Genomic DNA, 13533 nt, shown 5'->3' on the forward strand with positions numbered 1-13533 from the left:
GAAAAAGTCGAAATGAGGATGAAAAAACTAATAACCCAACACATGGAAAAAAAATAAACACCTATATTTCAAAGCATTAATTCATTTGCTAGATAGTTTACTAACCTATATCTGGATATAGCGATACGCCCTAAAGCAAAGCCAAGCACGCCATCCCAAATCAACCTATGACTGTACATAACAGCTCTGTTTTTTAGCTATGCGTAGGCAACAACTTAGATGGTATTTCATTTACCATGTCTAAAATTTAACCCACGCATTAATGAAGAATAATCTTTTTCCCACACGGAGATCATTTTAGGCATAAAAAGGGAAATTTTTGAAGATGCAAAATGATATGAAAAAATGCAATTTGTAGCAAAATGTCAACAAGAGAGGACTAAAACCGCCATTATAAAGACAATTTAGACACAAAAAACATTAAAACAAAACCTATAAAAACAGGCTGTAGCGCCTTAATTTGATAGATTTGGTTAATATTTTCACACCTATCAATAATGCAAATCAAAACTGCTTATAATGTATTCATCAGTAAGCTTACAGACGCTCTATCAGGCTATTTTTTCATCAACAAAAAGTGCCGCAAAAGTATCAAAAACAGAGCATCAGATTCATTATATTTAGCATTTGAAAAATATTATTTATTGTTTTTTATTTATCGAAAAACTCACACAATAAAGCACACATTTACAACCAAAGTTACACATAAGAGAAAATTAAAGTAGTAAGTTTCGCAAATGAAAGATGTCCTTAACAGATATTATTACACCAAGTTAATAAAGGAACGGTTTGTTACCGCGTCAAAGCTCAGTTGCAGCCTATATTTTTGGACGAAATCAGCAATTTCCCCTACAGTATTAACTCCATGTTAGTAATCTCTATCGAGTCGCTATGGCAACCCACTTTTCTGATTCATGGCTATACCCTGTCGTTGAAATATTTGTTGTTCTTTTTATTGCTGCTGTTGGTTTAATCACCCTGCTCATCATCACTTTCTACTTCATTGATATCACTCAAAAAACCCATACCATCAGACGAAACTATCCGGTGCTTGGACGCTTTCGATACTTCTTCGAACATATGGGGGGATTTTTCCGCCAATACTTCTTTGCCATGGATCGTGAGGAACTCCCCTTCAACAGAGCAGATAGATCTTGGGTTTATCGGGCAGCGAAAAATAGTATTAACACAGTGCCTTTTGGTTCCACCCGAGATCTGCGCCCTGTCGGTTCCATTTTCTTTGTTAACTGCCCCTACCCGTCTTTAAGCAAGGATTCTGTCACTCACAGCGACTTGCAAGTTGGTCCTTATTGCCAAATTCCCTATAACGCATGTTCGATTATCAATATTTCAGCAATGAGCTATGGTGCATTGTCTGTTCCTGCTATCAGAGCACTTTCCAGAGGAGCCAAAAAAGGTGGCTGCTGGATGAATACCGGCGAAGGTGGATTGTCGCCTTATCATCTGGAAGGCGGCTGCGACATTATATTTCAGATTGGTACAGCCAAATTTGGCGTAAGAGACAAAGAAGGAAACCTGAGCGAAGATAAGCTCAGAGCCATAGCGGGTCATGAACAAGTCAGGATGTTTGAAATCAAGCTTTCGCAAGGAGCTAAACCGGGCAAAGGTGGCATATTACCGGGCAGCAAAGTCACAGCAGAGATTGCCAAAATCAGGGGAATTGAAGAAGGTCAGGATGCTATCAGCCCTAATCGACACATTGATATTGCCAATACAAATGAGCTGCTTGATTCTATTGCCAAAATTAGAGAAATCACCGGCAAACCCGTAGGTTTCAAAACCGTATTCGGTGAATACCGCTGGTTTGAGGAAATGCTGGAGGAGATTAATCGCAGAGGCATAGAAAGTGCTCCAGACTTTATTACCATCGACAGCGCAGATGGCGGCACTGGTGCGGCTCCGGCTACGCTTATTGACTACGTTGGTCTGCCCATTAAAGAAAGCCTACCTGTAGTGGTAGACCTACTCAACAAACATCATTTGCGAAACCGAATTAAGGTAATTTGTTCCGGCAAGCTGATCACCCCCGCAGGCGTAGCATGGGCATTAGCAGTTGGTGCAGATTTTATCAATTCCGCGCGTGGGTTTATGTTCTCTCTGGGCTGCATCCAAGCTTTACAATGTAACAAGAACACCTGCCCGACCGGAATAACAACTCACGATCCTAAACTACAGCGCGGCCTTGATGTTGAAGAGAAATCTGAACGTGTAGCAAACTATATTCGTAATATGAACTATGAGGTGGGTGTATTGGCACATTCCTGTGGCGTCTCAGACCCAAGAGAACTAAAACGACACCATGTACGCATGGTCGTAGAAAACGGACGCTCTGTTGCTCTGAATGAACTATATCCTGAAGAGCTTTAACCAAACAGCCGTTAATCGAGATTCAAAGAAAAAGGGAGAACACTTCCGTATTCTCCCTTTATAATCAGAGATTCAATCTAACCAGGTTAAATCGGTAATTTTTCCAATCGCTTACCACCCCAAACGGTATTAACCACTGCACGGGTTAATATAATTGCAGTAAACATGGATGTGATAATACCTATCATCAAGGTTACCGAGAAACCTTTGATTGGCCCAGTACCGATAGCAAACAGAATTGCTGCGGCAATTAACGTTGTGATATTGGCATCCAAAATAGTTGAGAATGCGTTGTCATAACCTGAACTGATCGCATGTTGAGGACTACGGCCTTCACGTAATTCTTCTCTAATACGCTCAAATATCAGTACGTTAGCATCCACCGCCATACCTACGGTTAGTACGATACCAGCCATTCCCGGCAATGTTAGTGTTGCACCCGGGATCAACGACATAATTCCCACGATCATGATCAGGTTTGCAGCCAATGCAATGTTTGCCACCAAACCAAACTTTTTGTAATACAAAACCATAAAGGCGATAACAAGAATAAAGCCTAACATGATGGCATCCATACCATTGGCAATGTTTTCTTTACCCAGGCTTGGTCCAATAGTGCGTTCTTCAACAATACGAATCGGAGCAATCAAAGAACCCGCACGTAACAACAATGCCAAATTCTGGGCTTCGGCAGGAGAATCCAGGCCGGTTGTTTCAAACTTGCTGCCAAAGTGACCGCGAATCGTCGCCTGGTTAATAACGCGACGTTCCTTTTCAAAAATCACTTTTCCGTTTTTATCCAGCTTGTCCGTCGGCTTGTATTCAATAAATACAACCGCCATTGGATTGCCAATGTTCTTCTTGGTGAAGCGAGACATTTTGGCTCCACCTTTAGAATCCAATGAGATAGATACTTTCGGCAATCCGTACTGGTCAATGCCACTTTGAGCATCAACAATGTTCTTACCTGCTGCAATCACTTCTTTCTTAAGTAGCACAGGTCGACCATTTGTGTCGTTAATAACTTCCGAGCCAGCAGGTACACGTCCTTTTGCGGCAGCGATGACGTCATTTTCATAATCTACAGCGCGGTATTCCAATGTTGCGGTAGCGCCCAAAATATCTTTCGCTTTAGCGCTGTCCTGAATACCCGGCAACTGAATAACAATACGCTCAGCACCTTGACGTTGTACAACAGGTTCCGCAACACCTAACTGGTTAACCCTGTTACGCATGATGGTAATGTTTTGCTGCACTGCATAACTCTTGGTTTCAGCCAACTGTTGTTCAGACATTTTGGCTGTCACTTTTAAGCCATCAAGCTCACTGAATTCATAGCCTGGATATTTACGCTTTAAGTTAAATACGGCTTTATCCAGCGCTTCCTCATCACGGAAAGTAAGCTCCATGTAATCGGAGACTTTCTTGACTGATTTGTAACGAATATCCTCTTCACGCAAAGAGGTTTTCATATCCGACTGCAAGTCATCCAATGCTTTGTCGATAGCGGTTTCCATGTCCACTTCCATCAGGAAGTGAATACCACCACGCAAGTCCAAGCCCAACTTCATAGGTGAAGCGCCGAACATTTTTAGCCAGTCAGGTACATTGGGAGCCAGGTTCAACGCGACGGTGTACTTGTCTTCCAATTGTCTATCCAAGGTTTCTTTAGCTAAACGCTGGTTACTATCGTCAGAGAAACGTACCAAAATTTGAGTATCATTCAATGCTGCAGCTTTGACTACGACATTGGCTTCTTTCAGCACCTCATTCACCTGATCCAATAACGCTGTGTCCAGTTGCTCACTCTTACTGGTGGAAATTTGGATCGCGTAGTCTTCACCATATAGATTAGGTAAAGCAAACAGTGCAAAAAACGAAACCATGACCAATATCAGTAATGATTTCCATAGCGGAGTGTGGTTTAACACAAACATTCCCCTTTAAAAAAGCGACCAAGAAAGTGATTTTAAGTCTGATTTATTCTTATTTATTGTCTTACTTTTGTCTTACTTTTAGTGGAAGCTACAAACTCCCGAAAGCAGTGCTATAGAGCACTAAAAAGCAAGCTACTGTCTAACTGTCGAGTTAGCAGAAAAAATTCCGCCGCAATGTTACCACCAACAAGCAGTCCTAACCAGACAAGAAGGCAAAAGAGCTCTTCCCTTCATTCAGGATTCAGGAACAACAACTAACGACAGCATGTAATATGAACAGTACGAACCTTCATCACGCCATTACATGAGGCTTTATGGAGACAAAATTGATAATTTCAAACAGGCAGGTAATAAAAAGAAAATAGCATCCCTGCTTTCCCTCCCCCCGATATAGCTGATAGCACTATATTCGGTTGAATTGAGACCTTGGTGCTTTTTAATAAATAGCACCTCGGCCTCGTACCACAACTCGGTTCAGTCGTCCCTGATAACAAAACTAATGATCAACCGCTTTTGACACATTGGTTGCCAATTCAGCAGCGACTAACTGTTCATCAAACAGTTCTCGATCTATCTCGGCTCGTTCACTCTTATCAAGCAAAGACACAATGATCATCGTCACGAAAGCAGCAGTAATGGTAAATAATCCCGGGTAATCATAAGGAAACAGTGGCGCATCAGCTCCGATAACACTCACCCAGACTTTGGGGCCCATCACAATCAAGGCAATGGAACTCACAAAGCCGACCAAACCACCAGCAACGGCACCTCTGGTTGAAAGATTGCGCCAATACATGGCCAAAATCAAAATGGGGAAATTCACGCTGGCAGCAATCACCAGCGGCATTACCGCGATAAAAGCAACGTTTTGATTCTGGAACAAAATAGCGAGTAACACGCCCAAGGCGCACAAAACAACCGCGCTAATACGAGACAGCATGAATTCTTTCTTTTGGTCTGGCTGACCAGCACAAATCAACTCAGCATAGATGTCGTGAGATACCGCTGCCGATCCCGCAACAATCAACCCTGCAACAACCGCAAGTATGGTTGCAAACGCCACAGCTGACATGAATCCCATTAATAAATCGCCACCCAACACCTTGGATAAATGCACGGCAACCATATTGGTACCGCCAATCAATTTGCCATCAGCAAAAAATTCAGGATTGGTTGACACAAAAATAATGGAAGAGAATCCGATCAAAATGGTCATCAGATAAAAATAGCCCATCAAACCCGACGCATAAAAAACGGATTTTTTCGCCGTACTCATATCTTCAACGGTAAATAAACGCATTAATACATGAGGCAAACCGAGTAGACCGCACATCATCGACACGGCAATGGTGATGGCTTGAATAGGATCCGTGAATAAACTTCCAGGCTGTAAAATCAAATCGCCTTTACTATGTACTTCTGCCGCTTTACTAAACAGGCTGTTGAAATCAAAATCCAACTGCACCATCAACAGCAAACACATCAAGGTTGCACCCAGTAATAGCAAAGTTGCTTTCACTATCTGTACCCAAGTAGTTGCCAACATGCCACCAACGGTCACATAGATCATCACCAGCACGCCAATAATCGCTACCGATATTTCATAGCTCAGCCCAAATAACAGCACGATTAACTTACCCGCTCCCACCAGTTGAGCCACCAGATACAGGATGGTTACAGAGATAGAGCCAAGGGTGGCGGTCATACGAATCGGCTTTTTCTGAAGCCGATACGACACTACGTCAGTAAAGGTAAAACGCCCCAGATTACGCACTCTCTCGGACATTAAAAACAACATTAACGGCCAGCCAGATAACGCACCAACAGCCAATATCAAACCGTCATAACCGGCACTGTAAATCAAGCCACTGATACCCAGAAACGACGCCGCAGACATAAAATCACCCGCAATCGCAGTACCGTTTTGTCCTGCGCTGATTTGTCCACCCGCAGTATAAAACTGACTGCTGGAAGTCGTATATTTCGACGCCCAATAACTAATGCCCAAGGTAATTAATACAAAAGTCACAAAGGTCGTAATCGCAGAATAATTTAGTGAGTCCGATGCTTGTTCCGATGCAAAAGCGACTGGAGCCACCAGACTTAAAACCGTGATTAACGCGCTACAACTAAAAATTCGGGAAATCCACTTACTCATGATTATCAAGCTCCTTTTTGACTTGAGCTTGCATGGGGTCGAGCGTTTTTTCACTAATTAATACGTACAGCCACTCAAGTAACACCATGACAACAATCACCAGAACAGTGGCATAAATACCAATGGGGATTCGGCTTCCTTCAACAAGAGGCTCTGCAAACCATTGGTTATAAGCAGCAATGCCTCCAACAAAAAAACCGTAAAACAACAAAGAAATCATCGTCAACAGGAACCGAACCTTGTTCCTTTTTCTTACTAATACAGCGAAGCTCGACGACTTTAACACAGCTTCAGTACTAGATTTGGTACAACTCATATAGGCATCTCTTGATAATAAAAAAACGGTGTCACTCAACTGAGCGACACCGCTCTTTCCTTAGCTATTTAAATGCGTTCTATATCCTTAGAACGTATATTCGATCGTGACTCCGTAAGTGCGTGGCGCTCCAAAATTAGCAAATGCAATTTGAGAGTTACGCTGTGAGTATACGTGAGTACGATATTCTTCATCAGTCAGGTTTTTCACCCATGCAGTGATCAACCAGTTGTCATCAGTGTCGCTCCACGACAACTGAGCATCCCACAATGTGTAATCAGGGATAACAGTAATGTCGTTGTTGTCCGGATCATAGAAGCTATCATCCTGGAAGCGATAAGACACTTTCGCTTTCAAAGAACCTGCATCGCCCATGTCGTGGAAGTAACGAGCATAAACATGCAGCATGTTCTCAGGAGCCTGACGCAATGTTTTACCAGAGAAGTCAGGAATACATCCATCTGCAGGATTTGTACTTACCGCATTATCACCTTCCGCACAAGGTAATGTACCACCACCTGGAGCAAGGTTGGCAACATTTGGCGTAAAGTCTTTGTAGGTCGCATCAAGGTATGCATAGCTACCACCAAACTCAAGATTATCTGTTGCCATCCACGCAAACTCAACTTCCAAACCTTGAATATCAGCCGACGCCGCATTCTCAGTGATAAATTCACCGAATGGGTTGGTTGGGTTATCCGCTAACTGAGCGAAACGAGTAACCTGCAAATCGCTGTAGTCGGTGTAGAACAAGGCCGTATTTAACTTCACAGTGCTATCAAACAGGAATGACTTGAAACCAATCTCATAGTTAATCGCGGTTTCTTCGTCATAAGATTGAACTGCACGCTCTGGTGTTGATGGAGAACCAATGTAACCACCAGACTTAAAGCCGTTAGAGATGCTACCGTAAATCATCACATCATCCATTGCTTGCCAATCCAATACTACACGACCAGAGACATTGCCCCAATCATCTGAATCCGTTACCCAGAAGTTTTCCTGAATAAATACGCCTGCAGCAACAACACCATCGTCGATATCACCACCAAATTCGACATCTTTCTCTTCATAGGAATAACGCAAACCTGCGGTTAACTTCAGGTCGTCATTAATTTTATAAGTCCCCTGACCATATGCCGCCCAGCTAATACTGTCATTGGCCTGAATAGACTTACTGATAATAAAGTTGCTAGGAATACGGGTTGCACCCGGCGCATAATCAATTTGCTCCTGTGGAATAACATTGAAACCACAGTTAGGAATACAGAAGCTCTCTGTACGGTCGATTTTCTCTTTGCTGTAGAACAAGCCAACTACCCAGTCAAACTTCTCGCCACCAGGAGAAACCAAACGCAATTCCTGAGTAAACTGCACGGTACGTTCAACAGCCGTGTCAGTTACGTCACGACGGAAACCGAATTGAGGGTCAACCGCAGGGTTAAAGCTAGACAAACCAGGTAAACCTTCAGAATCTTCCCACCACAAGAAATCACTTTCACGATAAGAAGTAATAGAAGCAAAGGTAAAGTCTTCTGTTTCCCAGTTTACTTTCAAGGCATAACCTTCAACGGTTCTGTCTGTCGCACCAATTTCATCGTTTGCAGCCAGATATGGATTACCCGCAGAACCAAAAGCCGCATCAACCGCCAATGGGTTGTTTGCGTTGTTGTCGACAGAATCCCCTGCAGAACCAACTGGTACACGATAGGTATCGCCAATATCGTCATCCGCACCATCAACCGTCAACACGAAGGACAAATCATCGGTCATGAAATAATGAAGCTGACCACGCCACGCCATGGTTTCACGATCATCATGAGTTTCGCCAGTATGAATATTGGTAATATGACCATCGTAGTTACGGTTACTAAATGAGAACTTACCCAGCAAGTTTTCACTTAAACCACCACTAATCATACCACCCAGATCGAAGCGACCGTACTCACCAACGGTTAAGCGTCCGCGAGCAGTGACATCTTCGGTAGGTTTGGAAGTAATGAAGTTGATAGAACCCCCAATGGAGTTCTTACCATAAAGAGTCCCCTGTGGCCCCCTTAGCACCTCAACACGTTCCAGGTCGAAAATGTCAAAAACCTGTGCTGTACGAGCCGCAATATATACGTCATCAACAGAAATAACAGTGGAATCTGATGCAGCAGCACCGTCTTCCTTGGTTCCGATACCACGAATTGCGATTTCAGGTTGACCAACACTGAAGGCGGCAAAAACCAGCCCCGGCGTTCGACTACCAATATCTTCGACGGAAGCAACTCCGTCTTCACGCAGCTCATCACCTGTAAATGCTGAAACAGCCAATGGAGTTTCCTGCAAGCTCTCGCTACGCTTTTGAGCAGTGATGATAATTTGTTCAAATCCACCTTGACTAGCTTCTTCCGCTGCTTCTTCTTGAGCGAACGCTTGTCCTGCCAAAATCGAGCTAATCGCCACAGAAAGAATTAGAGGCTTGGTTGATACAGATTTAGTGCGACTCATAATAATTGCCCTGTGTGTTGTTGACATTACGCCTATCGGTAATGATTTCTATCTATTGTCTATTACCCTTTTTGCTTTTCCTTCAGAACGAGGCAAACTGTTGGGTGCAGTCACCTCGACAGCCGCTGAAATACCAATGTATGTCTTGATTAATTTCGACAGCTCATTTCCTAAATACGACGGATCTTTAGACCCGGCATCATGACTTTGCTCAACCTGAATGTTGACACTATCCATATTGCCGCGTTTAGAGATTTCAATTTGATAATGGGGAGATAACCCCTCTAACTGGCATATTTGTTCTTCGATTTGCGTTGGAAAAACGTTTACACCACGAATAATTAACATGTCGTCACTTCTGCCGGTAATCTTGCCCATACGACGCATAGTACGAGCTGTTCCGGGAAGCAACTTGGTGAGATCACGGGTACGATAGCGAATAACCGGCATCGCGGTTTTGGTCAAACTGGTAAATACCAACTCACCTTCTTCACCATCAGGTAACACTTCGCCCGTGACAGGATCGATAATTTCAGGATAAAAATGGTCTTCCCAAATAGTCGGGCCATCTTTGGTTTCAATACATTCAGAGGCAACGCCCGGCCCCATGACTTCGGACAAACCGTAAATGTCTACCGCATCCATAGACAAGCGACGCTGCATTTCAGTGCGCATGGCTTCTGTCCAGGGTTCTGCACCAAAAATTCCAGTTCTCAAGGAGAGTGAATCTGGGTCAAGCCCTTGTCTGGCAAACTCGTCAGCGATATTCAACATATATGATGGTGTTACCATTATTATGTCCGGATCAAAGTCTTTGATTAACTGCACTTGTTTGGCAGTCTGACCACCACTCATAGGGATCACCGCACACCCGAGACGTTCAGCGCCATAATGCGCCCCCAAGCCTCCGGTAAACAACCCATATCCGTATGCAATATGCACCTTATCTTTCGGTCTTCCCCCTGCGGCGTATATTGAACGAGCGACAACATCTGCCCAAATATCAATATCTTCTTGAGTATAGCCAACAACTGTAGGCTTGCCAGTCGTTCCACTGGAGGCATGAATACGAACCACTTTTTCCATCGGAACACAAAACATGCCAAAGGGATAATTATCCCGAAGGTCAGCTTTGGTGGTCATAGGGAATTTACTCAAGTCTTCCAGAGTTTTCAGATCATCAGGATGAACGCCATGTTGATCGAACTTGGCCTTATAGACTGGAGAATTCTCATATACATGATTCAATGTTTTCTTCAATCGTTCCAATTGCAAAGAACGTAACTCATCAATGCTGGCAGATTCGATGGCGTGCAGCCCCGATTCATTTCCCGTCATTTCTTCTATACTCCAAATAAGGCAAATGTAAAAAACTCGGTAAACGTTCGTCACAAATACGAAGATTTACGGTGTTCGCTAATTAATATAATACATAAATTTGATATACATCAATAATTATGTATCATATTAGTTAACTTTTATTTTACAAGTTTAGACTATTTTAAAGACTTTGGAGCAACATTAATGAAAGCACAGAGCTATGTTTACGGCGCTTGGGTAGAAGGAATCTCTGAAGGTGCAGAGGTTAGAAATGCCGTTACTGGCACTACGGTGTGCCATGTTAGTAGTGATGGGATCAACTTCAGGGAAGTGGTTGAATATGCGAGAAATGTTGGTGGCAAAGCATTAAGAAAGCTGACCATTCATGAACGCGCAAACCTGTTAAAGCAACTGGGTTTACTGCTTCTTTCCAAGAAAGAAGAATTCTACAAGATCTCAGCCTGGACAGGGGCTACACGCAGTGATAGCTGGGTAGATATTGAAGGCGGAATAGGCACCATGTTGAGCTATTCCAGCATGGCAAGAAGAGAGTTGGCGAACGAAACGTTTATTGTTGAAGGTGCTGCTGAGCGAATTTCTGCCAACGGAACTTTTATTGGTCGTCATATACTTACGTCCAAAAAAGGCGTGTCTCTTCACATCAATGCATTCAACTTTCCAATCTGGGGAATGCTAGAAAAAATTGCCCCAAGTTTAATTGCAGGTGTACCTGTCATTGTAAAACCAGCGACTGTCTCTTCTTACCTGACAGAAGCGATGGTAAAAGAAATTATCGACTCCGGAATTTTGCCGGAAGGCTCGATACAGCTTATCTGTGGCGGTATTGGTGATATGTTCGAACATCTGAATGAACAAGATTCCATCACGTTTACCGGTTCAGCAGACACGGGCAAGATGCTTAAACAACATCCCAACATTTTGACCAATAACATTCCATTTAATTTGGAAGCTGATTCACTTAACTCAAGCGTACTAGGAAAAACCGTATCAGAAGAAGATCCGGAATTTGACCTGTTTATAAAAGAAGTTACCAGAGAAATGACAGTCAAGGCTGGTCAGAAATGTACTGCCATTCGTCGCGCTTTAGTGCCAGCAGATAAAATTGATGCCGTTGCCGCAGCCTTAAAGGCTCGCCTAAGCAAAATCGCTATGGGTGATCCCAACGCAGAAGGCGTGCGCATGGGCTCATTGGTAGGCTTGTCGCAGCGTGAAGATGTAAAGCGTAAAGTCAGCGAATTGGCAACACAATGTGAAGTCATTCTGGGTGGGAACAACGCCAGCTTTGATGTAACAGGCGCTAATGCCAACGAAGGGGCTTTCTACCCGCCAACACTGTTGCTATGTAAAGATCCGTTAAATAGCGACGCACCACACAATATCGAAGCCTTCGGCCCGGTATGTACGCTAATGCCTTATGATGATTTAGAACAGGCTGTTGAAATTATCGCTAAAGGTAAAGGAAGTCTGGTGGCGTCATTGGTCAGCTACGATGACAACGAAGCTGCGCAATTGATACTTGGCGCAGCGGCCTATCATGGTCGTATGCTGGTCTTGAATAGAGACTGTGCCAAAGAATCAACCGGACACGGTTCACCATTGGCTCCACTGGTTCATGGTGGCCCTGGCCGCGCAGGTGGTGGTGAAGAACTAGGTGGTGTGCGCGCCATTAAACACTACATGCAACGCACAGCTATTCAGGGGTCACCCACAACCTTGATGGCCATAACCAAAGAATATTCGGCAGGTGCTAAAACCATCAGCACCGACGTCCATCCATTCAAAAAGTATTTTGAAGACTTACAGATTGGCGAAAGCTTAACGACGCACAGACGCACCGTTACCGAAGCAGACATAGTTAACTTTGGTTGTGTTTCAGGTGATCATTTCTACGCGCATTTCGACGAAATGGCTGCGGCAGATTCGCTATTTGGTAAACGTGTTGCCCATGGTTACTTTGTTATCTCAGCTGCTGCCGGCATGTTTGTAGAACCTTCTCCAGGCCCGGTTTTAGCTAACTATGGTTTGGAAAATCTGCGTTTTGTAGAGCCTGTTGGTATAGGTGATACCATTCAGGTAAAAATCACAGTGAAACAGAAAATCAAAAAGGACAAACGTCCAGACGAAACCAAAGCTACTGGTGTTGTTGTTTGGGATGTAGAGGTATACAACCAGGAAGGTACTGTTGTGGCTATTTACGACATTATGACGCTGGTACAAAGACGCGAAGACTAAACATTGAAAGTAGTCACTCGAACCTGCAAACAGGTTCGAGTGTTCTATCTTTTACACCTGTCTACGCATCTTTGACATTGTGCTCACTGTCTGTGAATCTGGGGCGATCATGCTGAACTTCAGTCAATGGTTCAACTTCACGAAACGAGTCCAAACAACGTTTGGTCAATCTTTGATATTCCAGGGTTCCTCGGGACTTCCAGGCAACATCATCGTCGTCGAGTGTACGCATGATCTTGGCCGGGCTGCCCATCAACAAACTACGTGGTGGGCATTCAAAACCCGATTTCACGAAAGAGCAGGAAGCAACAATAGATTCGGCACCAATGACAACGTTGTCCATGACAACTGCGTTCATGCCGACCAAAGCATTTTTACCGATAGTACAACCGTGCAAAATAGCAGAATGGCCAATATGACCATTGGTTTCGACAATACAGTCATGCTTAGGAAAGCTATGCAGAACACAGTTTTCCTGAACATTACAGCCGTCGGCAATAACAATGCGCCCAAAGTCTCCACGCAGCGATGCACCGGAGCCGATGTAGCAATTCTTGCCGATAATAACGTCACCAATGATCACAGCGGTAGGATGAACAAAAGAGCTTGGATCAATAACGGGGATTAAATCCTCAAGAGCATAACAATGCATGGTATTTCCAACT

8 protein-coding genes are annotated in these 13533 nt (G+C 43.7%); 2 read left to right on the forward strand and 6 right to left on the reverse strand.

The genetic code is table 11. The features are described from left to right. Nucleotides 1-891 precede the first annotated feature (891 nt). A complete protein-coding gene (locus tag KIH87_RS11905) occupies nucleotides 892-2388 on the forward strand; it encodes an FMN-binding glutamate synthase family protein (RefSeq protein WP_232358085.1) in 1497 nt (498 codons plus the stop codon). Between the two features lie 86 nt (nucleotides 2389-2474). On the opposite strand, the gene secD is transcribed toward KIH87_RS11905, so the two are convergent. From secD to paaK, 5 genes are all read right to left on the reverse strand, one after another. After that, entirely contained in the window at nucleotides 2475-4319 is a 1845-nt protein-coding gene (gene secD / locus KIH87_RS11910; RefSeq protein ID WP_232358086.1) for a protein translocase subunit SecD, read from the reverse strand. Nucleotides 4320-4821: 502 nt separating this feature from the next. After that, nucleotides 4822-6483 (reverse strand): sodium:solute symporter family transporter, encoded by a 1662-nt coding sequence (locus KIH87_RS11915; RefSeq protein ID WP_232358087.1) that lies wholly within the window; start codon nucleotides 6481-6483, stop codon nucleotides 4822-4824. Further along, nucleotides 6476-6838, reverse strand: coding sequence for a DUF485 domain-containing protein (locus tag KIH87_RS11920; protein ID WP_232358088.1), 363 nt, complete (start codon nucleotides 6836-6838; stop codon nucleotides 6476-6478). Before KIH87_RS11920 ends, KIH87_RS11915 begins: the two co-directional genes overlap by 8 nt. A 48-nt stretch (nucleotides 6839-6886) precedes the next feature. Next, complete coding sequence (locus tag KIH87_RS11925) at nucleotides 6887-9295, reverse strand: TonB-dependent receptor (RefSeq protein ID WP_232358089.1); 2409 nt, start codon at nucleotides 9293-9295, stop codon at nucleotides 6887-6889. Between the two features lie 48 nt (nucleotides 9296-9343). Further along, nucleotides 9344-10633 carry a phenylacetate--CoA ligase PaaK gene (gene paaK, locus KIH87_RS11930; protein ID WP_232358090.1) on the reverse strand — a complete coding sequence of 430 codons (1290 nt, stop codon included), beginning with the start codon at nucleotides 10631-10633 and terminating at the stop codon, nucleotides 9344-9346. Nucleotides 10634-10819: 186 nt separating this feature from the next. Between paaK and paaZ the strand changes: the two genes are divergently transcribed. Next, the gene (gene paaZ, locus KIH87_RS11935) at nucleotides 10820-12868 is read left to right on the forward strand and encodes a phenylacetic acid degradation bifunctional protein PaaZ (protein WP_232358091.1); all 2049 of its coding nucleotides are present in this window, start codon (nucleotides 10820-10822) and stop codon (nucleotides 12866-12868) included. A 61-nt stretch (nucleotides 12869-12929) separates the two neighbouring features. Here the strand turns inward: paaZ and KIH87_RS11940 are convergent, their stop codons facing one another. Continuing rightward, nucleotides 12930-13520 (reverse strand): acyltransferase, encoded by a 591-nt coding sequence (locus KIH87_RS11940; RefSeq protein ID WP_232358092.1) that lies wholly within the window; start codon nucleotides 13518-13520, stop codon nucleotides 12930-12932. Nucleotides 13521-13533 lie beyond the last annotated feature (13 nt).

Origin of the sequence: Paraneptunicella aestuarii (assembly GCF_019900845.1) — a bacterium.
Lineage (GTDB): Bacteria > Pseudomonadota > Gammaproteobacteria > Enterobacterales > Alteromonadaceae > Paraneptunicella > Paraneptunicella aestuarii.

What these genes read in the sequence shown, in the direction of transcription:
- KIH87_RS11905 (WP_232358085.1), top strand. Translation starts at nt 892, where the DNA reads ATGGCAACCCACTTTTCTGATTCATGGCTATACCCTGTCGTTGAAATA.
- KIH87_RS11915 (WP_232358087.1), bottom strand. Translation starts at nt 6,483, where the DNA reads ATGAGTAAGTGGATTTCCCGAATTTTTAGTTGTAGCGCGTTAATCACG.
- KIH87_RS11925 (WP_232358089.1), bottom strand. Translation starts at nt 9,295, where the DNA reads ATGAGTCGCACTAAATCTGTATCAACCAAGCCTCTAATTCTTTCTGTG.
- paaK (WP_232358090.1), bottom strand. Translation starts at nt 10,633, where the DNA reads ATGACGGGAAATGAATCGGGGCTGCACGCCATCGAATCTGCCAGCATT.
- paaZ (WP_232358091.1), top strand. Translation starts at nt 10,820, where the DNA reads ATGAAAGCACAGAGCTATGTTTACGGCGCTTGGGTAGAAGGAATCTCT.
- KIH87_RS11940 (WP_232358092.1), bottom strand. Translation starts at nt 13,520, where the DNA reads ATGCATTGTTATGCTCTTGAGGATTTAATCCCCGTTATTGATCCAAGC.